The sequence below is a fragment of the Bacteriovorax sp. HI3 genome, assembly GCF_059738875.1.
The window spans coordinates 2090859-2114002 of the sequence record NZ_AP026946.1 but is presented as its reverse complement, the minus strand read 5'-3'; the positions used below and the strand labels follow the sequence as shown (position 1 = coordinate 2114002).

The window sequence follows — 23144 nt, the reverse complement described above, 5'->3', positions numbered from 1 at the left end:
TAAGATGAAAGGACTAAACAACAAAAGAGTTTTTATTACAGGTGCAGCTTCAGGAATCGGTCGTGCGACAGCTGAGAGATTCTACGCTGAAGGATCAGAACTAGTTCTCGTTGATATGCCAACTCTTGAGCAATCAGAGCTTAGCGCACTTTTTCCAACTCGTATGACTTATATTTCTGGAGACGTTACTAAGACTGACACTCTGGATGCAGTTAAAGCTGAAATGGCAAAAGGTGTAGACGTTCTTATCAACAACGCTGGGATCACTCGCGACTCAACAATGTTAAAAATGACTGACGAGCAATGGGATCAAGTTATTGCTGTTAACTTAACGTCAATCTTCAAGCTTTCAAAAGCGGCAGCTGAAGTGATGAAGGCATCTGGAAAAGGTGGATCAATCACTCACGCAGCTTCAGTCGTTGCTCACTACGGAAACTTTGGACAAGTGAACTACTCAGCAACTAAAGCTGGTGTTATCGCTATGGCAAAAACGATGGCCAAAGAACTTGGAAAAGATAAAATCCGCGTAAACGCAGTTGCTCCAGGATTCATCGCCACTCCAATGGTTAAGAAAATGCCAGAAAAAGTTCTAGCGATGATGGAAGAAAAAGCTTCTCTAAGAAGACTTGGAAACCCTGAAGATATCGCTGCAGCTTACGCTTTCCTAGCTTCTGATGATGCTTCATACATCACAGGAACATGCCTAAACGTTGATGGTGGTACAATATTAGGCTAGAACTTTACTCACAGTTAGAAGGACAAAAAGCTAAAGACTCTGATCCAACACTGGTTCTAGTTAATGGTCTTTTTGCTGACACCACATCATTTGATGGGGCGTGCTTCTATCTTCGTGAAAAGTTCCAATACCTAAGATACGATTGCAGAGGGCAGGGGAAATCTCCCAAGCCTGATTCAATTTATCACTTAGAAGACCATGTGATGGACCTGCGCGGCCTTCTCGAAGACCAGAAGCTTGGAAAAATTTTACTTATTGGTTTAAGTAACGGCGCTCGTATCGCTATGGAGTACGCAAGAAGATACCCAACAGATGTTGTGGGCGTCGTAGCTTGTGACACTTTCGATATTCCGACGCCAATGATTAAAGCAAAACTTGGCAGCTGGCTTATGGCCCATGAAACAGGTGGACCACTTCATCGTTTTGATATCGCTACCCCATGGATATGGGGCGAAGATATTTTTAATGAAAAAAGTGAACTGTTTTTAAGCTACCGCGAACGCGCAGGCACCATCGAAAGTCATGTGGTTTCCAATCTTATATTGGGGGCCATGCAGACTGATATTGATATCTCAGAGATCAATTGCCCGATCCTTTTTGTGGCCGGGAAAGAAGATCTTCTGACTCCGCCGTTTCTGCATGAGAAAATGCAGGCGAAAGCAAAAAACGCGGAATTTAAAATGGCCCAAGGCGGGCACGCAGGTTTGATTGAGAGACCTGCGATAATGGAAAAACAAATTCTTCCTTGGATTGAGAAAATAGTATGAGTCATTGGATTGATTTTTTAGAAAAAAACGCACACGTTTACGACGATAAAGTGGCCATCATTGACCAGGAAACAAACCGTCGCCTGACATATGCTGAGTTAAACCGCGAAGTGGACCAATGGGCCGCTGTGCTTTCTCATCATGGCGTTTCTAAAAATGACCCGATTGCTTTTTTAAATACGACGAACTGTCTTTTACACGTAACACTTATGCTTGCGTGCTCGAAGATCGGAGCGTTTTTCGTTCCGTTAAACTTCCGTCTTTCAAATCCAGAAATTGAAAATGTAGTTAAGGCCCTAGGCCCAAAACTTTACGTTGGTGTTGGTGAAAAAGTTCTCAATGTTGATGTGCCATATTTAGATACGAAACAAATCAATCTCAACGAGTACACAACTTACCCTGAAAACAAATCAACTCTCGATGACACTATCTTGATGCTTTATACATCAGGATCAACAGGTGTACCTAAAGGAGTTATGTTCCATGGGAATATGCTCTTAACCAATCAGATTGAAACGTGTAAAGGATGGGGACTGACTCCTGATGATATCACGTTGGTGGAAACACCATTCTTTCATACAGGTGGATACAACGTTTTACTTCTTCCGCTTTTATATTTAGGTGGAACGGCGATTCTTGCTCAGGCCTTTAATCCAGAAAACGTTTTTAACTGTATCGAAAAAGAAAAAGTCTCGGTGTACTTTGGTGTGCCGACGATGTTTCAAATGTTATTGGAAAAACCGCGTTTTAACGAATGCGATTTTTCTTCAATCCGCTTTTTTGTCTCTGGTGGGGCCGCTTGTTCGATCCCGATGATTGAGGAGTACCAAAAGAAAGGATTGATGTTTAAGCAAGGCTTTGGTCTTACAGAAGTCGGGCCAAACTGTTTTCTTCTGGATGAAAAAGACGCTATCAAAAAAGCAGGATCAATTGGAAGACCGATGCCTCATTCGCGTGTGCGTGTGATCAATAAAGAAGGTAAAGATGTGGCGGCCAATGAAGCAGGAGAGCTGCTTTTAGCTGGTCCACATGTGTGTGTCGGTTACTATAAAAACCCCAAGGCCTTTGAAGAGACTTTTAAAGATAATTATTTCTACACAGGAGATCTTGTTCGTTTTGATAACGACGGGTTTTTCTACGTGGTAGGAAGAATTAAAGATATGTATATCTCTGGTGGTGAGAACGTTTATCCAGGTGAAGTAGAAAAACAAATCACGACCCATCCAAAAATTTCTGAGGCAGTGGTAGTGTCAGTTCCCAATGAAAAATGGGGAGAAGTAGGGTTTGCGTTTTTAAAGACTGATGGAGAAAATTTATCTTCTGAAATTCTGCGCGAGTATTTAAACCCATTACTTTCAAGATACAAACACCCGCAGCATGTTTACTGTATGAAGGAATTTCCGCTTTTACCTAACGGTAAAGTCGACAGAAAAGAGCTTAAGAAAAAAGCACTGGAACTAGTGTAAAAACTATTTTCTATTTGCTTTAACTTTTACGCGTACGCGGGACTTATCAATATTTGTTCTTGTAACAAACACCATCATGACTAAGCTTGTAGCTAAAACAAAAACTGTTGCATCCATAAAGCTCATAAAAATCTCCCAAAGACTGGGTCAAAACATCTGACCGGTAAACTTCTTATCGGGTTCTTTTTAAACTACTTTAGTCGAGCGGCTTCCTCGGTTAATTTGGCAAACAGTGTATCTTCGTCTTCCGGGCGAAGTCTCAGATTCCATTCACCTTTAGGGTAAAGGACGCTGGCGATCCCAGCTTCGCATTCGCCAAGGCAAGTAGAGGCGGATACGCGTACTTCGCTCTTTGAAAAACATTCGCGGGCGCGGTTTTTAAGGTTTTTCCTCATGGCCACGGCCTCTTCGGGAGAGCTTTCTGTGCCATCGGGGCGGTTGTATGTGCAGCTGGTGCAGACAAATAAATGGGCCTTTAATTTACTCATAAAATCCTCTTCACACTGATCGGTAATTTCTCTCCCAGTGTTTTCTTATGACTATATTATAGCTATCATTAGAGAGAAACAATTCATTCTTTTTTAAGAGGTAACCATGGGACTGGGGCAGAGACAAAAAGCTCTAGAGATCAATCTCAATAGCAAAATTTACGGAACATTTGCCGAGATCGGAGCAGGTCAGGAAGTGGCCCGCCATTTTTTTCGTGCAGGTGGTGCGGCAGGAACAATTGCCAAGAGTATTTCTGCTTATGACATGACTATGAGTGATGCCATTTATGGCAAAGAAAAAACCGGCCGTTACGTTTGTGAAGAGCGCTTACAGAAAATGCTCGATACTGAATATGAAACGTTAGTGTCACGTTTAGAAAATGTCAGAACGACTGAGACAACTTACTTTGCTTTTGCCAACACTGTATCGGCAAAATCATTTAAGGGAACCGGTGAGAACCACGGCTGGATCGGAGTGAAGTTTCAACACGAGCCAAAAGCAGAACCTTCTCAAGTTATCATGCACGTAAGTATGCTCGATGCTGAAAATGTTCAACAGCAAGAGGCCTTAGGTTATATCGGTGTGAACTTGATCTATGCTGCCTATTATTTAGCTCAAAATAGTGAAGAGTTTATCGCAAGCTTGATGGACAGTTTAACGACGTCGAGAATCAAGATTGACATGATCAGTGCCAAAGGTGCTGCTTTCCACGGTATCGATAGCCGTCTGTTATGTCTTGAACTGGTGAAGAGCAAACTTTGTGAAGCTGTTATTTTTGATGAAAACGGAAACGTGCTTCAGGCCTCTGAAGTTCTTTATAAAAAGAACGTGTTGGTTGTGCGCGGAGGTTACAGACCTCCAACTAATTTAAGTTTAGATATGCTGGAGTGTGGACTTAGAAAATTTAAGGCCTCGCTTGATAAGAGCGAACAGGAAAATATTATCGTGATTCCGGAAATCAGTATGTCGCTTTTACTTGACCGCGGTACTGTCGATAATGAAGATTTCCTGGCGCGTGTTGACCTGCTTTCAGCGCTAGGGCAGAAGGTTTTGATTTCCAATTCAGAGTCTTACAGCGACCTGAATATGTTCTTTACAAAATACGCTAAGAAAAAAATCGGGTTTGTGATGGCCTCATATAATCTTGAAGAAATCTTAAATAAGAGTAAATATGATGGCAACCGATGTGGGTTAGGCTTAGTCGGATCAATTGGGAGATTATTAGAGCCAAACACAAGGCTTTATATTTATCCTGCTCGCGATGAAGAAAATAGTGAGATCCAGACTATTGAGTCCATCCAGGTTAGTGACGATATGACGTTTCTTTTAATGTATTTAAAAGAAAATCAGTTGATTGAGGACATCGAGGACTACAATCCTGAAGTGATCTCAATCTGGTCAAGAAGAGTGTTAAAAATGATCCAGGATGGGACAGAGGGTTGGGAAAAATTTGTTCCTGCTTCTGTTGCTAAGACTGTTAAAAAGAAATGTTTATTTGGAGCAAAGTGTGACATTTAAAAAAGTATTATTAGTTTGTGCAGTATTATCGATTTCACCAAAGGCCTTTTCTTGGGGAAAAACAGGACACAGAATTGTCGCTGAAATCGCCCAGAGAAACTTAAATAAAGACGCTGAAAAAGGTGTGAAAGAACTTTTAGGTGTAGAAGATCTCTCTCGTGTGGCGACTTTTTCTGATGAGATCAGGTCTAATAAGGCCTTTGATTACACGGCTCCATGGCACTACGCCAGCATTCCTACTGGGAAAACTTATTTCGATCAAAAACGCTCTAAAGACGGCGACGTGATTGAAGGGCTTTTTCGTATGGAAGAAACTTTAAGAGATCCAAAAAAATCAAAAGAAGATAAGGCCTTTGCTCTTAAATTCATGGTGCATATGATGGGAGATCTTCATCAGCCTCTTCATGTTGGTATTGCTGAAGACCGCGGAGGAAATACTGTGCGCCTGAGATGGTTTAAAGGTGAGACCAATCTGCATGCGATCTGGGATGAAAGCATTGTTGACTTCGAACAGCTTTCTTACACAGAATACTCGACTTATTTGAATCATTTTACTAGTGACGAAAAAAAGGACTACAGCAAAGGGACTTTCTTAGACTGGGCCAAAGAGTCACAGGATTTAAGAGGCCTGGTTTATGACACTGGTGGGAGTGAGAATCTAACATACGAATACCATTTTAGAATGAAGCCAACAATGGAGCTGCGCTTACGTCAGGCGGGAATCAGGCTTGCAAGCATTCTTAACAGTATCTTTAAAAGAGAGCCGCTATCAAAAGAATACGAAGCATTAAGACAAAAAGTGAAGGACAACATTTAAAAACCAGGTGAGAAGTGTATGACAACCCCTCTTGAAAAGAAAATGCAAAGAGATGTTTTAATTTGTGATGATGACAAAGCTATTTGTGAAATTCTAAGGGAGTACTGTGAGCATATGGGATGTTTTAAAAACATCGTCTTTGCTCATGATGGTATTACGGCAACTCAAAAACTACGCAATCAAAAATTTGCTTTAATCTGTCTGGATATGAGCATGCCGAAAAAAACGGGTTATGATTTGATCGGTGAATTTGACAACAACAGCATCAACAACAAAGATAATATTCTGGTCGTGTCAGGGACTTTGGAAAAAGACCTGATTGCTAAAATTCTCCAGAGTGGAGTCAAGAGCTTCATGGTTAAGCCTTTTGATGAAAAACAATTCCAGGAAAAAGTTTTAAAAATTTTAGGTGCTCAAAAATAAGGATACTTGTATGTCTAAAGAGTCCATCAGACTTAATCCTGGAGATTACCTGTTGCGAGAGGGTGAAGAAAGTACAGAAATGTATTATCTTCAGTCTGGGACTCTTTCCGTTTTTAAAAGAAAAGGTGATAAAGAACACCAAATCGGCTCGATCATTTCAGGAGAGCTGGTTGGTGAGATGTCCTTTTTAGACAAACATCCACGCTCTGCTTCGGTTAAGGCCGTTACAGAATGCGTTCTTGTTATTGTTCCTCATGAGAAGCTGGAAGCGACTCTTAACGGGCTTCCTAAGTGGTTTACAGCGCTCTTACACACGCTCTTGGACCGTTTAAGAAAGGCCAACGCCAGAATTAAAATCTAAGTTAAAAAGTAATTTTGAAATTGCGTTCGATGCTTTCTTTTTCTTTGATCGGGAAGGGATTGTTTTCCACTGAAAGGTGATGCAGGTTTTTTAATTCTTTGAGCTTAAGTGGCAGTTCATTGAGTTTATTATTTTCTAAGTTTAAGCGCCTTAGTTTCTGCAGGCGATAAAGACTATAAGGGATTTCTTCGATTCGATTATTCCCCAAATCCAGGTAGTGAAGATTAGGAATCTCGTTAAAAAAGTTTTCTAAAGACTTCGCACTTAAGTTGTTTCTTCCTAAGATAAGCTCTTTTAAATGAGACCTGCTTTTTAGTTCAGGAAGTTCTGATAAACGATTATTTTTCAGGCTTAAATACTGAAGCGCAGGAAGTTCGAAAACTTCTTTGGGAATTGTGGCAATCTGGGTGGAAATCAGGCTGAGCTTTTTTAGTTTTTTTAAGATGCTGATATCTTCCGGGAAGTAAGTGAATTTTCCGCCGATAATCTCGAGCTCCGTCAAGTCCCAGAGGTTTAAAACCTCAATAGGAAAGCGCGATTCATTTTCATCGCACTTTAAAACTAAACGCTGAGAGCTTCGCGATTCAAACATCAATTACAAATCCTGAATATACTTGTTGTGAGCATCAACTAAAATACATTTTGGGGTAATGGCCCTGTCACTTAAAGCGTAACTGAAAATGATAACTTCTTCACCTTTTTTTATTAAGAGAGCAGCTGCACCATTGATGCAAACCATTCCCGATCCACGCGGTCCAGAGATAACGTAGGTTTCCAGGCGGTTTCCCGAAGTATTGCTTACCACTGTGACCTTCTGTCCTGGCCATAGGTCAATGCGATCCAGAAGATCCTGATCGATGGTGATAGATCCGATATAAGCAAGGTCAGCTTCTGTCACAGTCGCTTTATGAATTTTACTTTGTAATAGTTCTCTTAACATTGATGTCTCTTTCTCTTAATTGCTGTTTGGTCCCGGAATACCCAGGAAGTATAAAATCGAAGTCATTGGCCCGTGTGAAAGATGTTGTTGGGCCTCTTTTCTCACCACGTCTTTAGCGTGGAAAGCAATCCCCAGTCCCGCAGTCGCGAGCATCGGAAGATCATTGGCGCCATCTCCAATAGCTACGACTTGCTCTAGTGAAATATTTTCTTGTTGAGCGATCAGTTTTACCAGGATCGCTTTTTGGTTAGCGTTGACGATGGTCCCTGTCACGTTACCAGTAAGAACTCCATCTTTGGCTTCAAGTTCATTGGCAAAAGAGTAGTCGAGTCCCAGTTTCTTTTTTAAAGCATCGGCAAAGAAAGTAAATCCCCCGGAAATAAGCGCAACTTTGTATCCTAGGATTTTAATTGTTTTAATAAATTCTTCTACACCTGGAGTAAGTGGAAGATTTTCTAAAACTTCCTGCATGCGAGAGACTTCAAGACCTTTTAGTTTTGAAACGCGAAGGCGCAGAGACTCATCGAAATCAATTTCACCATTCATTGCTCTATGAGTGATCTCTTTAACTTCAGCTCCCACGCCACAAAGTTCTGCCAGCTCGTCGATAACTTCTGCTTGAATCAGCGTCGAGTCCATATCAAAGACGATCATGCGTTTGTTTCTTCTAAAGACATTGTCTTTTAAGAAAGCGACATCGATTTTGTGATTAGTAGAAACTTGCATCAGCTCAGCTTTTAGGGCCTTGCTATCCAGAGTTTTTGGGATCGAAGTCGAAATCTCCATTGAAGAGAATTCTTTTGGGCTTACTTTATCAATGCGTTCGATGTTGATTTTATAGTTGGCGAGGATTTGTGCTAAATCAGCAACAAAACTCGCTGTCACTTTTTGTGGAGACACGCACGTTACGATAAATTTTTCGCCTTCCATTTCCGGAGTCACGACTTGTTTATCAACGACTTTGTAAGAAAGAGAAAGCCCCATCAGGTTGGCATCAAAGAGCAGGTCTTTAAGTACGTTACCACTGTGGTTGTTTTCGTTTCCGTTAAAACCTAGTACGAAACTTAGAGAAAGAAGCCCGTGAGTTACGGCCTGTCCCATGTCGAGAACATCGACATTGTACTGGCTGATGATTCTCATTAAACGCGCAGTGATCCCGGGACCATCTGGCCCACTAACAGTAACAAGAATAGTTTTTCCATTAAGTAGTTGGTTCACTCGCATCCTCTATGTTTTTTTTGCGTTTTTTTTCTTTTCTAATTTTTTGGATTTTACCTACCAGGCCTAATGAATATTCAACGGCCGAGTAAAGTGAAAATATTGAAGCTAAATAAATAAGAATCGTTCCGATTAATGGCATATCGATTCCCCATGGGACATCGTAGGCCATAAGAAGTGGAACACCTACCATCTGTGTAGCTGTTTTCCATTTACCTAAAGCACCAACTGGAACACTCAATCCTTTTTCAATGGCCAGCAAGCGAAGGGCAGTGATGTACATCTCGCGCAGAACGAGAATCAAAACAACTAAAACATTCACGCGGTTCATCGCCAAAAGCATAATCAGTGCAGAGATCACCAGAAATTTATCAGCAATGGGGTCTAAAAAAGATCCAAAAACAGTAACGATATTTTTTCTTCTGGCGATAAAGCCATCAAGGAAATCTGTGATTGAAGCTGCGACGAACGTCCAGGCGGCAACATAGTTGAGAAGTTTTGTATGCTGACGTGCCCACTCGTAGTTGACCAGCACGGAAAACATAGAGAAAACAATAATAGGGATCAGAATCACTCTGAACATAGTTAAGCGATTTGGAAGGTTATCGATTTCCCACTCGTTACTCATTTTTTTCCTTCTTATAATAAATGTAACTCTATTTTAACCTAAGAGTAGTGAAGCTTACTAGGAGAAAAAATTGGAAAGACACTTAAGTTTAATTAAAACCGATTACCAAGAACTGGAAAAAAGAGTTTTCCCTCGTTTTCCCTTTGGTTTCATGATTTTCAAAGAAGCTTCAGGCGCTAAAATGGTGTTTGAAGTTAAAGATATTTCGCTTACAGGGATGCAACTATCTTTCAAAGACGGAACTCATGATTATAAAGTGGGCTCAAAGATCGAAGGTGAGCTGCACTGGAGAGGAATCAATGTTTCTATTAAGGCGAGAATTCAATGGGTGCGCGAAGCTTCATTGGGGCTAGCATTTGATTCGAGCATCAGTTTTGAAGAAAAAATGCGCTCGTTTTTATCTTTCGACAATATTGTTTCGCATATTAAGCCACTTCATAAAACTGACATGTCTATCGACCTGCCAAATAACCTGATGTTCTGGCTTAAGGCCGATGGCGTTCTTGATCTTTATGTCTGGGAGCACGCGAGTGCCGGGATTTCGCGCTTTCAAATTCTTATGATGGAGCATTTCATCGAATGGGAAGAAGGTGTGGGTCTAAAAACAGGTCGAGTTATGACTCAAAGAGACCTAGATACTCCGCTGTCACTGGAAGATGAGTTTGTTTTCCAGATTGACGACTCTGTTGTGGCAGAAAAAATCGAAATGGCCTTAGGCGTTGTGAGAAAAGTCTCTGACGATCACCTGCCAACTGACGCTAAAGAATTTCTAATCTATAAACTTGGCGGATAAACCAAGAAAAGTCACCTAGCACATAGGTGACTTTTTCTTTCCTAACTCCCAGAACCCTTTTATAATTAAAGGGCATTTACCTCTTTTATTCAAAATTGGAGTTCAATCAATGAATCGTAACCTTGCTTTGGAATTTGTCCGTGTAACTGAAATGGCCGCTATCGCTTCGGCCCGTCTAATGGGTCGTGGTGATGAAAAAGCTGCAGACCAGGCCGCTGTTGATGCCATGAGAGCAATGCTTGATTCTGTTGAATGTGATGCTATTGTTGTTATCGGTGAAGGTGAGCGCGATGAAGCTCCAATGCTCTACATTGGTGAAAAAGTTGGAACAGGAAAAGGAGCAGAATTAGAAATCGCCCTTGACCCTCTTGAAGGAACGACAGTGTGTGCGACTGGTGGTTACAACTCAATCTCAGTCATGGCCATTGCTGAAAAAGGAAACTTCCTACACGCACCAGACACTTATATGAAAAAAATCGCTTGCGGTCGCGAAGGAAAGGGATTGATTGATATCAATGAATCACCAAAAGAAAACCTGCGCCGTCTTGCTGAAGCAAAAAAATGCCGTATCGCCGATTTAACAGCTATCGTTTTAGATCGCCCTCGCCATAAAGAACTTATTCAGGAAATCAGAGATGCTGGAGCACGTATCCAGTTAATCGGAGACGGTGACGTTTCTGCAGCGATCGCGTGTTGTGATCCAAACTCTGGGGTAGATATTCTCTTTGGTATCGGTGGAGCACCAGAAGGTGTTCTTGCAGCAGCAGCGATGAGATGTATGGGCGGAGACTTCCAGGGAATCCTTCAGTGGAGAAACGATGAAGAAAAAGGCCGTGCTAAAAAAATGGGAATCACTGATCTTAACAAAGTTTTCAAACTAGACGATCTTGCACGCGGGAATGTGATGTTTGTTGCGACTGGAGTCACAACAGGAAACTTCCTTCAAGGTGTAAAATTCAAGTCGTGGGGAGCAATCACTCACTCAATCGTTATGAGATCAAGCTCTGGAACGATTAGGCACATTGAAGCTGAACACCACTTTGATACAAAACCTCGTTATTAATTTACTGACTAATATTTTACGGAGAAAATGTTATGGCAAGTGCCTCTAGAACTGAAGTTGTCGATGTGGATATCAACAAGCTTTACGACGTTATCGTCGATTATGCAAAATACCCTGATTTCGTTGATGGCGTAAGCTCAACAAAAGTTTTAAGTCAGAATGAAACAAGCGCGAAAGTTGAATACTCGGTAAACTTAATTAAGAGTTTCAAATACACTTTAGCGACAACTCAATCTCGCCCGACTAAAGTTTCATGGGTTTTAGAATCAGGTGACCTGTTCAAAAAGAATGATGGTAACTGGACACTTAAAGACCTGGGTAACGGCAAAACTGAAGTGACTTACAGCTTAGAAGTTGATTTCAAAATGTTTGCACCAAACGCAATCCTTTCTGCTCTAACAGAAAAGAATTTGCCAGTGATGATGCAGTCATTTTTTAAACGCGCTAAATCTGTTTAAGACTAAGGAGCGAGTGTTATGAGTGATAAAGAAAATAAAGGCTCACCTATCGAAGGCATTATTAAAAAAGTAGTGTCGGTTGGTGTTGGTGCTGCATTCATGACGGAAGAGTCGGTAAAGAAAATCTTAGAAGATCTTCCTCTGCCAAAAGAAATCCTCTCTGGTCTTGTCCAGAATGCCAAAGGCGCTAAAGAAGATTTCACCAATGGAATCAGAGAAGAGATTAAGACTTATCTTTCGAAAGTCGACGCTTCAAAAATTGCCACAGATATTTTAGACCGCTACGACGTTGAAGTTGAAGCGAAGTTTAAATTCAAAAAGAAAAATGATCAAAACTGATTTAGACCAAAGGCTCCGCTCACTCAAAGCGGAGCTTGGTTCTTCAATTCTTGTCGCTGTTTCTAAGTATTCACCAATTGATGATGTGGCCATGGCCTATGAGCTGGGGCAAATGGATTTTGGTGAAAACCGCGTGCAGGACCTGGAAGAAAAAGCAGCAGCTTTTGCCACTCGAGGGCTTAAAGATGTTCGCTGGCATTTTATTGGAAACCTTCAATCCAACAAAGTTAAAGAGCTTTTAAAAATTCCTCATCTCTATAGCATTCATTCTGTGAGTTCAAAAAAACTCGTGGAAGAAATCATCAAGAGAGAAGGAGAGTTTAAAGGTGACGAGTTAAAACTTTTCTTCCAGCTCAACACTTCTCATGAAGATGAGAAATCCGGATTTGAAACAGTTGAAGAGATGCTTGAGAGCATGCTTCTTTTAAAAAAACACGGGAGTGCAAAACTCGCGATTCATGGACTCATGACCATGGGGTCTGTGCGCGCTGATGACTTTGAAGCTGCCGCTTTAAAGTGCTTTCGCGACTTAAAAAGCGCCCGCGACCTGGCCCAAAAAGAGCTGGGGCTTTCAGATTTAAAGCTCTCAATGGGCATGAGCCAGGATTATAGAATGGCCCTCAGGGAGGGGGCGGATTATATCCGGGTGGGCTCTGCTATCTTTAAATAAGGCCGACATTCCTCATGTTTTTAGTGTTTTAGACCCTCAAAACCTATAATATTTTCATGACTTAAGCACCCTTAACCAAATCCTGATATATCTAAAAATCAGATACAGTAGCTATGGCTTTTCTATGAGGAGAAAACGAAGGGCTTTGCTATAGTGCAAGAAACGAAATTTGAGAGGGATTTATGAGAAAGGTACCAGAGCTTAGTCTTTTAAGTTATGTTCACGGGACACAAAACGACAAAGTAAAATTTGTTAATGATATCTTCGGCGGTCTTAAAGACTACGGATTCATTATTCTAAAAGACCACACAGTTGAGCAAAAGAAAATTGACCGCGCTTACGAGCTGGTAAAAGAATTCTTTGATCTTCCTCTTGAAACAAAAATTAAATACAAAGGAAATAACGGCGGACAACGCGGATACACTCCTTTTAAAACAGAACACGCTAAAGACAACAAGAACCCGGACCTAAAAGAGTTCTGGCACGTTGGACGTGAGCTGGCAGCAACAAGCGCATACAAAGGTGTTTACCCTGAGAACGTCTGGCCAACAGAAGTGGCTGAACTAAAAAAGACATTCATCGAGCTTTACGAAGCCATGGATGCAACATCAGTGACTCTACTTGAAGCAATCGGGAAAGGTCTTGATGTACCAAGTGATTATTTCTCAAACATGATTCACGACGGAAACTCAATCGTTCGTATGATCCACTACCCACCTACAAAAGGGCAGGATACAAAGAACTCAATCAGAGCTGCTGCTCACGAAGATATTAACCTTATCACAATGCTGGTTGGAGCGACTGATTCAGGACTTCAACTTCTTGAGCGCGATGGAACTTGGTTAGACGTAGAGTCTCGCCCAGGTGAAATCGTCGTTGATACAGGGGATATGATGTCGAGAATTACAAACAATGTTCTTCCTTCGACAACTCACAGAGTAATCAACCCTTCTGATGACGGGTCTGCAAGATTCTCTATGCCGTTCTTTGTTCACCCACACTCAAATGCTATTTTAAAGTGCATTCCTTCTTGCGAGAGCGCTGGTGGAAGAACTCCAGAGCCAGAAATCACTGCTGGGGATTTCTTAACTCAGAGATTGAGAGAGATTGGTCTAATTAAGTAGCTTGAAAAAAGGCCCCAGTGGGGCCTTTTTATTTTGTAGAAAGGAAGAAGAGTCGTCTTCGCTTTTTAAGAGTTCAAGCTACCGTCGAAGGAAAATCTATTTAGTTTCTCTCCTAATTCCTTAAAATTACCAGCTCCATAATCTTTTAACATTCCCTTACTAAACTATTTCTCGAGGGGGATTTATGAAATACATTTCGTTTCGTTTAGAAAATAATTTTTATGCGGTTTCGATATTAAAAATTAAAGAAGTGATTGCAGATAAAAATATTACTCCTGTTCCTCTCAATCCAAATCATTTAAGCGGTATTATAAATGTTCGCGGAATAATTATTCCGATTGTTGATCTATGTCTTAAGTTAAACTTAAGATCGGACGAAAACAATTATAGAAAGACGATCATCATATTAGAGATCAAAGAAAAACTCATTGGAGTCTTAGTCGATTCAGTCTCTAATATCCTGGACGCCGAAGCAGATGAGATCAAACCTGTTTCTGAGAATCTCATCGCATTCAAAAAAAATTATATTGAGGGAGTCATCAGTGACAACGAAAGACTACACCTACTCATAAATCTCGAAGAGATGTTGGGCAGTGGTGTGCATACTCACGAGCTAAAACTCGTCGCTTAAAAAATTAATAGGGGTTTACAATGAAGAACTGGAGTTTGAATGCCAAGGTTTACTTAGCCATGGGTTTTCTCGTCTTTGGAATTGGCGCCGTTGCTTTTAACGGCTTTTATCAAATGAATAAAATTAATAATGTTCTTCAGGACATTAGTATTGTTCAAATGAATAAGGCCAATAAAACGCAAGCACTGTTAGAGAAGTTTTATCTGCAACAGAGTATTGAGAAGAACTATATCGTCAATGTTGAAGAAGGTGCTTTTAAGACGGCACAAGAATCAATTGAAAAGCGCGATGAAGAAATTAAAGCGCTTATTAAAGAAGGAAAGAGTGTCTTAAAAGGCGAAGAGCTGCAATCTCTTCTTTCTTTTGAGAAAATCTATCAAGAATGGTTTGTCTTGGATCAAAAAGTTGAGGACCTCGCCCACGATAAAAAAATCAAAGAAGCGGCAAACTTGATTGAAGAACATGGCCGAATATTAAGAAAAGAAGCAGAGACCATTTTAGAAGGATTAAGCACTCAGGTAGAAAAAGATATTGATCAGGCGGCGCTTAGTGCACAGAAGGACTATGATGAAGCAAAGATTTTCTTTGTGGTTTCAAGTCTTCTAACAATCGCTATCGGATTGGGGGTTGCAACTTTTATTTTAAGAGCGCTTTCAAAGTCAATGAACTCGATCATTGAAAACCTTTCAGAGAATTTTCTGCAGGTGACTTCGGCCTCTCAGCAGATTGCCGCTTCGTCTGAAGAGCTCTCAACTGCGGCCACTGAACAGTCAGCTTCTCTGGAAGAAACTGCGGCCTCAATCCAGGAAATGAGCACAATGGTGCAGAAAAACTCTGACTACGCTAAACGCGCCAGCCAGATGGCCTTAGACAGCCGTGGAAGTGCTTCTAAAGGGAAAGAAGTTGTCGACAACATGATTATGGCGATTAACGAAATTAATGACTCGAATACTGATATTATGAAGCAGATCAATCATAGTAATGCTGAGATCTCAAAAATTGTTGAAGTGATTAGTGAGATTTCTAAGAAAACTCAAATTATTAACGACATCGTTTTCCAGACAAAACTTCTCTCTTTCAACGCTTCAGTTGAAGCGGCCAGAGCTGGTGAACATGGAAAAGGGTTTGCGGTTGTTGCTGAAGAAGTTGGAAAGCTGGCACAGGTTTCAGGGAATGCTTCGCTAGAAATTTCTAAAATGCTGGAAGAAAGTATTCATCAGGTAGAGAGCATTGTAAAAAACACAGCGACTCAGGTTGAGGGACTGATTGGTAAAGGAAAAGAGAAAATTGAATCGGGGACAATGGTTGCTAAAGAATGTGGAGATGTCCTGGAAGAGATCGTTCATAAAGTTTCTGAGGTTACGAGCATGACAGATGAAATCGCTGTGGCCTGTGAAGAGCAATCTAGCGGTGTTTTAGAGATCACAAAGGCGATGAATGTCCTGGGTCAAGTGACTCAGACAAATGCGGCCACATCGGCCCAGGCAGCGGCTGCCGCTGAGTCTCTTTCATATCAGGCGAATTCGCTGAAGTCAGTGGTTGATACTCTGGTGGTGACAGTTAAAGGCGCACAGGAGGAAGAAGCACAAAAGGAAGAGCTTAAGGATAACGTCAGGACAATGAGAAGACCTGAAGTTAAAGCGACAGTGGGATTTATGAAAAAAGTTTCTGGAGAGTCTTACTCACTTCCAGGAAACAATGACCCTAGATTTGAAGAAGTTTAAGAAAGATACTTTTAAAAGAGGCGCCTTAAAAAGAGGCATAAAGAGCGGCCATTAGAACCTAAGTCCTATGGTCGCTCTGAAGTTTAAAATGTTCGTTGTTTGTTCTGTGCCGTCTGAAAAAGTTTCTGTAGAACTCAGTGATTCAACAGCTCCTTCAAAAACCATGGCCAGGTTTTTTGAAAAAGGCATCATATATCCCAAGCGGGCCTCTGGTAAAAGAGTGACACGCCCTGAACTCTTGTCGTCATCGACAGTCGTTTCAGATTTCCCAAGGCCTGCGGCCACTGTGAGATAAAAATTATTTTTGTTATCAGAGAAGGTTACAAAATGATAAGTCGCTGCCACCGTTCCCATGATTCTTCTCGTCGGGATATCCAGTTCAGGATTTTCAATCCTGTAGACCTCATTGTCCATTCTCGCGCCAAAACTCATCTCAAACTCAGGCAAGAAGCGGTAGTTGTATTCCAGCGTCACGTTGTAGCCCGAGCGGCTCGAGTTTTTTTCATCGGCAACAGAAGACGAGGACTGAGTCAGACCTTTATTGTAGCTGGCCTTAATGGCCCAGTTATTCTGCGCTCTGAATTTTTTGTAAACTTCGTTGTAGTTAATATCAGGAGTAAGGCCTGGATCGCTGGCGATTTCCAGGGCCACGTTTCCGTAGACAGTAGAGTTGGAGCTGACGATATCTTCTTTGTTAAAAGGAATAGTGACTGTGCGGTCAACTGGAACCCAAAGAGAAAAATCGCGGTTAACTTCAGCGGCCTTGCAAACCACACTGACGTTATCGTTGGCGAAAATAATTTCCTGGCCTTTCATGACTCCGTCTTTAATCCCTTTGGCCACTACAAATGACCTGCGGTCTTTAGAGACTGTTTGAATAACGGTCAGTTCTTCTTTTGCGTAAGAATTATTTACGGGAGAAAAAGTGAGAATTCCAAACAGAAACAGTAAGGTAGAGTGTTTTTTCATACTTATATTCTACCATGGGGCCCGCCAATAAAAAGACACACTTTTTTTTCCACCCCTTAGGAGAGACTGTCCGGAACACTCGGTTTTTATAGGGGGTTCTCCAATGGGAAAGAAAGGTACCTGACAATGGATGTAGGAGATAAAATAGTAAAGGTCACATCATATTTTGCGATAAGTAGTTGAGGAGTTACGACTAGATGCTACTGAAAAGAAGTTTTATCAACACTTTTAAGCTCGCCACATTGATGATTGTGGTGTCTGCCTGTGTGCCGAAGGCCACGGAGAAAAAAGCTGTGTGTGGAGAGAACGAAGCATTTAGTACGGTGACGAGAAGTTGTTACAGTATTGAAGAGCAAAGATATAAGCCGGTAGGGACGAAGTCGTCTGATACACTGGCCGAAGAAACTCCAAAGACAATTACGCTGACATATACGGATGCAAATAAGGACCAGGCCATCTCTTGTAAAGTGTTTGCGATTTCATCGAATGTTGAGGCGGTGTCGCCGTTGCTTTTAAATAATGGTTTAACTAATAAAGCTGCCGATGTTTATGCGGCCTTTTATAATTTGGCCAATAGTATTCCTGTTCCAGATACAGCAACTGCTGCTACGTATAGAGCAAATATGCTGGATGCTTTAACAATAATGAGAACTAGTTTCACTCAATCTAGTATTGATAGTGCTATGACAGTTTTCTTGTCATACGCTACAAACCTTTTATCTCTAGCAACTAACCATCCTGGTGAAGCTAATGTCCAAAACTTTTATACCTTAGGGCAAACAATGCTTCAGGAGTTTGCGCCGTTTAAGGCTCAGGTTAACAATCGCTGTGAGTGTTCTGCTGGTGTTTGTACAACAACTATTTCACCAAAACTTCACAAATCGGGAAGTGCTGGCTTCTCATATACGATTACTGATGTGGATGGGGAGAGTGCTACTAAGGCCGTTTCTTTAACGATCACTCCAATGTCTACGGCAAGTGCCCATTTACAGCCTGTGGCTAAGTCACTTAATGTGACAGGAGCTGAAAGTAATACATCAACTGCAACTGGGATTAATTTTACGATTCCTGCTGCTGGAGATATCAATTCAACTGCGGCCGCGAGTTTTCAATATACTTTTGTTTCAGCAGCAAAAGGGACAGTCACAAACTGTATGAATCTCTCAGGTTCTACTAATGGCAAATATGATACGACTTGTACTTATACTCCTGCAAATGGAGATGCCTATACGACGTCAACTCCAGCGGCGGCGACAGTTTCAATCCCAAATGTAGGGCCTAATCCTGCAGTATTTACGGCCGTAGCAAACGGTACTTATGCAAATAATAAAATCTCTATTGAGTATGTAGACTTACAGGATAGCAATTCACCAGTTAGTAGAGCTCAAGCATTCGGTTTAGTTTCCTCATACCAAGATAGTTTTGTAAGAGTTAATGGGGATGCTATTACTGTTTATATTAACCTTGGCATCACTTCAACTCTAAAGGTCGTTGAGCTAATCAACAACCATCCACAGGCCAATAAATTAGTTGTGGCAAGTGGTGGATCGGCGAGTAATAATGCAGTACCAACATCAGGAGCAATTTATTTAACTGGTGGTGTAGATGCTTTTGATACTATTAAATACACAGTGAGCAATGGGATTTCTAGTTCTACAAATACTGGAACTATTCAGATCAATGTGACTTCGACGAATGACCTTCCGATGATCGCCAGAGATTATTTAGGGTCGCCATATTCGCATACAGAGACTTTTAACGAAGAAACAGTTGGGCACTCTATCACAGTATCATTTAAAGATGTAGACAGTTATACATCTCCAATGACAATTAGTGCAGTTGTGAACGAAACTCTTTTAGCTTCGACGACGTGTCCGGCAATGACGACAGCAGACATGCCTTTTATTTCTCCTAACTCTAAAGTTCATGTTAATGTTCCTGCGCCAGCGGTTGCAACTTGTGCGGCCGATGGAACATGTACAGCGACAATTACTGTAGATACAGATTTAGATTTCTATGGTGATGTATGTCTTTATTACTCAGTGACAGATTCTCTAGGCGCTTCATCAGTTAATGCTCAGGGAGTTAAGCTCTCGATCACGGGAGTTAACGATGCACCATTATTAAGTAACGCTGCACTTGCGCTCAACAGTGCTTCTGATACAGTTGTGACTCCTCTTTCGGCCATGAGCATTGACGAAGACTTAGCAGGGGCATCGGTTAGTTACAAAAATATTTATGTAAGGCCAAGCGGTAGTTCATATGAGGCAGCACAATTAACAACAGTATCTCTGTTGAGTTCGGCTCCGACTTTAATTCCAAACGTAGCCTGTGTAAATTATAGGCCTGGAACATCAACTCCAATTGGGAGTGTTGTGCCAAGTGGAGTTGGAGCGCTTTATTTCGATATCACAAATCTTCGTTGTTACGTTGCGACGGGAACAGGGACTTCGGATTGGAAATTATATCCATCACTAACGGCCTATCCTGCCAATTGTAATATTAATGTTACTGACTCAACGACGTTCGGTACAGTTGCACCAACAGGTACGCCTTCTGCAGCTAATAAGTACTATCTGAATACATCAAACAATAAATGTTATAAGTCATCTGCCACAAGTTGGGCATTAGATCCAGCTATGACAAATTATAAAATCTCTTATATTCCGACGACTGATAAGTCGGGAACATCTACAATTACTGTAACTGTTCAAGATAATGGTGGAGCAACAGCACCAAGTGTCGATACAACAGTAGGAACATTTGTTTTAACTGTTAATTCAGTTGATGATCCGCCAGTTTTCAGATCATTTTTTACTTCAATTCAGACAAATGAAGGTGGAGACGTTCAAACAGAAGGCTTCCTTATTGATGAGGACAATGGCGCTACAGCGGATGAAGATCTGCAACCGATGAGCATTTCCAGCATTACAACAGACAATGCCAGCGTACTGCCAGTTTCTTCAATTAGCATTTTTTATGACCTAAATGACAATGGTGTTGAAGATAGTGGTGAATCTCGTGCTATTGGCGATATGCTTGAAGCAGTAGCAGCTGACGATGCGAGTTTACATAAAGTTTACTTGAAATTAGATCCTGTTGATGGAGTTTCTGGAAATGCGAATATCAGTGTAACGATTAGTGATGGTACAAGTGCAGTGACAAAAAGCTTCGCTTTTATTGTTCACCCGATTGCTGCCCTTCATGGGGGATGGAATAATATTTCATCTGTCGGTTTAAAAACAAATAAATCTGGTGCACCTGTCGCGGCCACTGATATTTCTTGCGGCTACAACGTAACGACTGATAAAAATAATTGCAGTTCAAGCAATGTACTTAAAGATTGTAAAGGCACAACAAGCCCTAACGGATCTATTGTTCCAAGTGCTAAAAATACAATTTATTGGGATGAAACTAATCTTCGTTGTTATAGAAGTACAGGTTCTACGGAATTTACTTGGGTAGATCACAATACATCTTGCCCTATTACCAAAGCGATAGCTATTACTACTGTTGATATTGCGATTACTTCATCGGGGACAGTTTTAAATGTTGTTTCTACTACAGGATTTCCGGAAGCGGGAACAATTACAGTGGATACAGAGCAAATGACTTATACGGCGAAGACTGCGACATCATTTACAGGTCTGGTTCGTGCCGTTAATGCAACGACAGCAGCAGCTCATTCAATTGGAGCAAAGATCACTGCGAAGGATGCGGCTCCGTTTATTAAAGATGCAGCATCTGACCCGGCCCCAACTCCAACGGCAGTTAATCAATTCTATTATACAGTAGAAGATAAAACATGCCGCCAGAGCGTTTACAGTGGAACAAATCTTGTTTGGGACTCAACGCTATATCAGCCATCGAAAGTTACTCTAGCATGGAAACCTTTTACCGTTGTTGGTTCAGGCCCTGAAAGCGGAGTTCAGATTGTAGGTTGGAACGTCTATCGTCGTGAGCACGGTACTGATTATAACTTTAAAGGTGGACACCTAAAAAATACAAATTCAACATCTGTATTTACTATTGCTGATCCAAGTGTGAGAACTTTTACTGACACGACAGCAGTTGCAGGAAAAGTGTATTTCTATGTTGTCCGTCCAGTTGAAAATAGAAGAAATTTCCCGACATATACGCCAGAGATTTTCTCTGAAGTTCGTGTCATGGCGGCACCTAGTAATTATGCTTTTGTTCATCGTTGGATCGTCAACCAAGAAATTTGTAACGGAATGAATATTACAACATCAACAAGCCCTAATTATGTTGATACATCTAACAATTTCCGTTGTCCTTATATCGGGCCAGGTACTTCATCGGGTTATTATGATTATGGAAGAGACCTGCTTGTTGACACTCAAGAGTTAGGATGTCCATATGCGGCCGCACCAGCTTGTACAGCTAACGGATGTGTTGGTATTGGAGCTCCTACTTACAATGCGGCAGCAGTAGGACATGTTGTCCCTGCTAATGGACTTTATTATGACCGTGGAACGGGGACATGTTACCGCAGTGCTGGCGGTTCAACATGGGAAACAGTTGAAGCAACAGCTGTGGCCAGCATTGCTAATATTTTAAACTCTGCTTTAAATGCTCCTCTAGTTAATGTGACTCAATCAAAAGCAGTCGCTATTTGTTCAGCAAGAACGGCCCCTACTGTACCAACAGTAAAGAATGCTGCTAATGCAACCGTTCCAGGACTGACTTTTGGAGCTGTATCACTGCCAGATAAAAAAGATTACATGGGGTATGCTTCTCATAAACTAAACATTACCGATCCAGAAATTACAGAAATGGAACAAGGTTTCTCGCTCAATGTAACATCTCGCTGTAACGGAAGTGCAGCAAGCGGATTGGAGACGGCCTATACAGATTCGGCCATTCCATCGACAAGTTTTATCTACTCACTTCCAGGAACGGCTTCATCAGGAATTAAGTCGCTTTATACTGGTTCCATCGCATGGGCAAGCAGTAGAGGTACTGAAGCTTGCGTGTCTCGTTTTGGAATTCAGGATTTATATGGAAACGTTGCGGAGTGGACAAAAGATCAAATGGACTGTTCTTCGGCCTATGTTTGTACTCCAGTTACTGGTTCATCGTATGAGGCTTATGACTTCGATGGAGCTGGAACACCGTATGCCTTTGATTTAAAATCTGGTCCATATAACGATGCAGATGGAAGTGGAACGGTTGCGGGAACAGACGCATGGTTAACTCAATGGACATTCTCTGACCAACTATTTGGAGCGACAAAATTCTCTTTCCCGTTAGCTCTACCAATTAATGGCGATATTGATAGCATGACGGCCTATGAAGATTCAGCGGCCCTTCCTTGGATTTTAAACATTGGTCCTTCTTCTGGGATTACAACAAATAAACTTCATGAGGATGGTATTATCGTCAATGGTGCAGCTGTTAATGCGGGCACTGGAATTGGTTCTTTCGCCGTTGGTGGTAGTTACCGTTCTGGAAATCTGGCCGGACGATACACTTCGGAGCTTGTCCCTGAAAATGATAAACGCTCAGACATCGGTATGCGCTGTATTATCCCAGTCAGCGGCTATGCTTCGGACGCAAAACACACATACCCTTATTAAGCATTGTCTCCCCACTTTTTCTTCGCTAAACTATCCTTGTTAAGACACAAGGAAGTTGTTTAATGTTTCAAAGTTTAGGCCTTCTGGTTATTTCTAACCTCTTTATGACGTTTGCCTGGTACGGGCATTTAAAAAGCAATCAGCATTCAAAATTATGGATGGTTATTCTCGTTTCATGGGGAATCGCTTTTTTCGAATACTGCTTTCAGGTTCCGGCCAACAGGATAGGAATCCAGCACATGAATATCGCCCAGCTTAAAGTCGCTCAGGAAGTTATTACGATGACTGTCTTTGGGCTTTTTGCCGTTTTATATATGAAAGTTCCGCTGACAAAAAACTTTCTCTACGCCAGTCTTTGTCTGGTGATGGCGGCGTTTTTTATGTTCAGGGACAGAGTCTAAAAGAGGGAAGAG

General features: G+C 41.4%; 24 protein-coding genes. 17 read left to right on the top strand and 7 right to left on the bottom strand.

Translation table 11 applies throughout. The annotated features are described in order from the left end of the window. The first annotated feature begins 4 nt into the window (after positions 1-4). The 3 genes from AC6JA8_RS10450 to AC6JA8_RS10440 are packed head-to-tail and all read left to right on the top strand — an operon-like array spanning position 5 to position 2969. Positions 5-736: an SDR family oxidoreductase gene (locus tag AC6JA8_RS10450; RefSeq protein ID WP_497973740.1), complete on the top strand. Its 732-nt coding sequence runs from the start codon at positions 5-7 to the stop codon at positions 734-736. Further along, positions 727-1503, top strand: coding sequence for an alpha/beta fold hydrolase (locus AC6JA8_RS10445; RefSeq protein WP_497976882.1), 777 nt, complete (start codon positions 727-729; stop codon positions 1501-1503). The genes AC6JA8_RS10450 and AC6JA8_RS10445 overlap by 10 nt, the downstream gene beginning before the upstream one ends. Continuing rightward, positions 1500-2969, top strand: coding sequence for a class I adenylate-forming enzyme family protein (locus tag AC6JA8_RS10440; RefSeq protein ID WP_497973739.1), 1470 nt, complete (start codon positions 1500-1502; stop codon positions 2967-2969). The genes AC6JA8_RS10445 and AC6JA8_RS10440 overlap by 4 nt, the downstream gene beginning before the upstream one ends. A 3-nt stretch (positions 2970-2972) precedes the next feature. On the opposite strand, the gene AC6JA8_RS10435 is transcribed toward AC6JA8_RS10440, so the two are convergent. Both AC6JA8_RS10435 and AC6JA8_RS10430 read right to left on the bottom strand, forming a co-directional pair. After that, entirely contained in the window at positions 2973-3095 is a 123-nt protein-coding gene (locus AC6JA8_RS10435) for a hypothetical protein (RefSeq protein ID WP_497973738.1), read from the bottom strand. Between the two features lie 65 nt (positions 3096-3160). Next, the gene (locus tag AC6JA8_RS10430) at positions 3161-3457 is read right to left on the bottom strand and encodes a (2Fe-2S) ferredoxin domain-containing protein (protein ID WP_497973737.1); all 297 of its coding nucleotides are present in this window, start codon (positions 3455-3457) and stop codon (positions 3161-3163) included. A gap of 106 nt (positions 3458-3563) precedes the next feature. Between AC6JA8_RS10430 and AC6JA8_RS10425 the strand changes: the two genes are divergently transcribed. The 4 genes from AC6JA8_RS10425 to AC6JA8_RS10410 are packed head-to-tail and all read left to right on the top strand — an operon-like array spanning position 3564 to position 6577. Further along, positions 3564-4976 carry a TonB-dependent receptor gene (locus tag AC6JA8_RS10425; protein WP_497973736.1) on the top strand — a complete coding sequence of 471 codons (1413 nt, stop codon included), beginning with the start codon at positions 3564-3566 and terminating at the stop codon, positions 4974-4976. Further along, positions 4966-5793 carry a S1/P1 nuclease gene (locus tag AC6JA8_RS10420; protein ID WP_497973735.1) on the top strand — a complete coding sequence of 276 codons (828 nt, stop codon included), beginning with the start codon at positions 4966-4968 and terminating at the stop codon, positions 5791-5793. Before AC6JA8_RS10425 ends, AC6JA8_RS10420 begins: the two co-directional genes overlap by 11 nt. Before the next feature lie 18 nt (positions 5794-5811). Then, positions 5812-6216 carry a response regulator gene (locus tag AC6JA8_RS10415; RefSeq protein WP_497973734.1) on the top strand — a complete coding sequence of 135 codons (405 nt, stop codon included), beginning with the start codon at positions 5812-5814 and terminating at the stop codon, positions 6214-6216. 10 nt (positions 6217-6226) lie between these two features. Next, positions 6227-6577: a Crp/Fnr family transcriptional regulator gene (locus tag AC6JA8_RS10410; RefSeq protein ID WP_102243761.1), complete on the top strand. Its 351-nt coding sequence runs from the start codon at positions 6227-6229 to the stop codon at positions 6575-6577. 1 nt (position 6578) lies between these two features. Here the strand turns inward: AC6JA8_RS10410 and AC6JA8_RS10405 are convergent, their stop codons facing one another. From AC6JA8_RS10405 to pgsA, 4 genes are read right to left on the bottom strand one after another with little or no spacing between them, the layout of a single operon-like run. Continuing rightward, positions 6579-7169, bottom strand: coding sequence for a leucine-rich repeat domain-containing protein (locus AC6JA8_RS10405; protein ID WP_497973733.1), 591 nt, complete (start codon positions 7167-7169; stop codon positions 6579-6581). A 3-nt stretch (positions 7170-7172) separates the two neighbouring features. After that, complete coding sequence (gene panD, locus AC6JA8_RS10400) at positions 7173-7517, bottom strand: aspartate 1-decarboxylase (RefSeq protein ID WP_497973732.1); 345 nt, start codon at positions 7515-7517, stop codon at positions 7173-7175. Positions 7518-7532: 15 nt separating this feature from the next. Next, on the bottom strand, positions 7533-8735 hold the full coding sequence (gene serB / locus AC6JA8_RS10395; protein WP_497973731.1) for a phosphoserine phosphatase SerB: 1203 nt from the start codon (positions 8733-8735) through the stop codon (positions 7533-7535). Next, complete coding sequence (gene pgsA, locus AC6JA8_RS10390) at positions 8719-9363, bottom strand: CDP-diacylglycerol--glycerol-3-phosphate 3-phosphatidyltransferase (protein WP_102243757.1); 645 nt, start codon at positions 9361-9363, stop codon at positions 8719-8721. Before pgsA ends, serB begins: the two co-directional genes overlap by 17 nt. Positions 9364-9433: 70 nt before the next feature. Between pgsA and AC6JA8_RS10385 the strand changes: the two genes are divergently transcribed. The 8 genes from AC6JA8_RS10385 (at position 9434) to AC6JA8_RS10350 (ending at position 16165) form a co-directional block, all read left to right on the top strand. Beyond that, complete coding sequence (locus AC6JA8_RS10385; protein WP_497973730.1) at positions 9434-10156, top strand: PilZ domain-containing protein; 723 nt, start codon at positions 9434-9436, stop codon at positions 10154-10156. Positions 10157-10265: 109 nt separating this feature from the next. Continuing rightward, positions 10266-11219 carry a class II fructose-bisphosphatase gene (glpX, locus tag AC6JA8_RS10380; RefSeq protein WP_102243755.1) on the top strand — a complete coding sequence of 318 codons (954 nt, stop codon included), beginning with the start codon at positions 10266-10268 and terminating at the stop codon, positions 11217-11219. A 32-nt stretch (positions 11220-11251) separates the two neighbouring features. Then, positions 11252-11677 (top strand): type II toxin-antitoxin system RatA family toxin, encoded by a 426-nt coding sequence (locus AC6JA8_RS10375; RefSeq protein WP_497973729.1) that lies wholly within the window; start codon positions 11252-11254, stop codon positions 11675-11677. 18 nt (positions 11678-11695) lie between these two features. Next, the gene (locus tag AC6JA8_RS10370; RefSeq protein WP_497973728.1) at positions 11696-12016 is read left to right on the top strand and encodes a hypothetical protein; all 321 of its coding nucleotides are present in this window, start codon (positions 11696-11698) and stop codon (positions 12014-12016) included. Then, a complete protein-coding gene (locus AC6JA8_RS10365) occupies positions 12003-12686 on the top strand; it encodes a YggS family pyridoxal phosphate-dependent enzyme (RefSeq protein ID WP_497973727.1) in 684 nt (227 codons plus the stop codon). Before AC6JA8_RS10370 ends, AC6JA8_RS10365 begins: the two co-directional genes overlap by 14 nt. Positions 12687-12868: 182 nt before the next feature. Then, on the top strand, positions 12869-13810 hold the full coding sequence (locus AC6JA8_RS10360) for an isopenicillin N synthase family dioxygenase (RefSeq protein WP_497973726.1): 942 nt from the start codon (positions 12869-12871) through the stop codon (positions 13808-13810). 184 nt (positions 13811-13994) lie between these two features. Next, on the top strand, positions 13995-14441 hold the full coding sequence (locus tag AC6JA8_RS10355; protein ID WP_497973725.1) for a chemotaxis protein CheW: 447 nt from the start codon (positions 13995-13997) through the stop codon (positions 14439-14441). 20 nt (positions 14442-14461) lie between these two features. Continuing rightward, positions 14462-16165, top strand: coding sequence for a HAMP domain-containing methyl-accepting chemotaxis protein (locus tag AC6JA8_RS10350; protein ID WP_497973724.1), 1704 nt, complete (start codon positions 14462-14464; stop codon positions 16163-16165). 51 nt (positions 16166-16216) lie between these two features. Here the strand turns inward: AC6JA8_RS10350 and AC6JA8_RS10345 are convergent, their stop codons facing one another. Then, complete coding sequence (locus tag AC6JA8_RS10345; RefSeq protein WP_497973723.1) at positions 16217-17134, bottom strand: hypothetical protein; 918 nt, start codon at positions 17132-17134, stop codon at positions 16217-16219. A 197-nt stretch (positions 17135-17331) separates the two neighbouring features. Here AC6JA8_RS10345 and AC6JA8_RS10340 point away from each other — a divergent pair, with 197 nt between their 5' ends. Both AC6JA8_RS10340 and AC6JA8_RS10335 read left to right on the top strand, forming a co-directional pair. Then, positions 17332-22731 (top strand): hypothetical protein, encoded by a 5400-nt coding sequence (locus tag AC6JA8_RS10340; RefSeq protein WP_497973722.1) that lies wholly within the window; start codon positions 17332-17334, stop codon positions 22729-22731. Between the two features lie 62 nt (positions 22732-22793). Further along, a complete protein-coding gene (locus tag AC6JA8_RS10335) occupies positions 22794-23132 on the top strand; it encodes a DMT family protein (RefSeq protein WP_497973721.1) in 339 nt (112 codons plus the stop codon). Positions 23133-23144 lie beyond the last annotated feature (12 nt).

Coding starts and splice junctions, on each gene's coding strand:
- AC6JA8_RS10450 (WP_497973740.1), top strand. CDS start 5: ATGAAAGGACTAAACAACAAAAGAGTTTTTATTACAGGTGCAGCTTCA.
- AC6JA8_RS10440 (WP_497973739.1), top strand. CDS start 1,500: ATGAGTCATTGGATTGATTTTTTAGAAAAAAACGCACACGTTTACGAC.
- AC6JA8_RS10435 (WP_497973738.1), bottom strand. CDS start 3,095: ATGAGCTTTATGGATGCAACAGTTTTTGTTTTAGCTACAAGCTTAGTC.
- AC6JA8_RS10430 (WP_497973737.1), bottom strand. CDS start 3,457: ATGAGTAAATTAAAGGCCCATTTATTTGTCTGCACCAGCTGCACATAC.
- AC6JA8_RS10425 (WP_497973736.1), top strand. CDS start 3,564: ATGGGACTGGGGCAGAGACAAAAAGCTCTAGAGATCAATCTCAATAGC.
- AC6JA8_RS10415 (WP_497973734.1), top strand. CDS start 5,812: ATGACAACCCCTCTTGAAAAGAAAATGCAAAGAGATGTTTTAATTTGT.
- AC6JA8_RS10410 (WP_102243761.1), top strand. CDS start 6,227: ATGTCTAAAGAGTCCATCAGACTTAATCCTGGAGATTACCTGTTGCGA.
- AC6JA8_RS10405 (WP_497973733.1), bottom strand. CDS start 7,169: ATGTTTGAATCGCGAAGCTCTCAGCGTTTAGTTTTAAAGTGCGATGAA.
- panD (WP_497973732.1), bottom strand. CDS start 7,517: ATGTTAAGAGAACTATTACAAAGTAAAATTCATAAAGCGACTGTGACA.
- pgsA (WP_102243757.1), bottom strand. CDS start 9,363: ATGAGTAACGAGTGGGAAATCGATAACCTTCCAAATCGCTTAACTATG.
- glpX (WP_102243755.1), top strand. CDS start 10,266: ATGAATCGTAACCTTGCTTTGGAATTTGTCCGTGTAACTGAAATGGCC.
- AC6JA8_RS10375 (WP_497973729.1), top strand. CDS start 11,252: ATGGCAAGTGCCTCTAGAACTGAAGTTGTCGATGTGGATATCAACAAG.
- AC6JA8_RS10370 (WP_497973728.1), top strand. CDS start 11,696: ATGAGTGATAAAGAAAATAAAGGCTCACCTATCGAAGGCATTATTAAA.
- AC6JA8_RS10365 (WP_497973727.1), top strand. CDS start 12,003: ATGATCAAAACTGATTTAGACCAAAGGCTCCGCTCACTCAAAGCGGAG.
- AC6JA8_RS10360 (WP_497973726.1), top strand. CDS start 12,869: ATGAGAAAGGTACCAGAGCTTAGTCTTTTAAGTTATGTTCACGGGACA.
- AC6JA8_RS10355 (WP_497973725.1), top strand. CDS start 13,995: ATGAAATACATTTCGTTTCGTTTAGAAAATAATTTTTATGCGGTTTCG.
- AC6JA8_RS10350 (WP_497973724.1), top strand. CDS start 14,462: ATGAAGAACTGGAGTTTGAATGCCAAGGTTTACTTAGCCATGGGTTTT.
- AC6JA8_RS10345 (WP_497973723.1), bottom strand. CDS start 17,134: ATGAAAAAACACTCTACCTTACTGTTTCTGTTTGGAATTCTCACTTTT.
- AC6JA8_RS10340 (WP_497973722.1), top strand. CDS start 17,332: ATGCTACTGAAAAGAAGTTTTATCAACACTTTTAAGCTCGCCACATTG.
- AC6JA8_RS10335 (WP_497973721.1), top strand. CDS start 22,794: ATGTTTCAAAGTTTAGGCCTTCTGGTTATTTCTAACCTCTTTATGACG.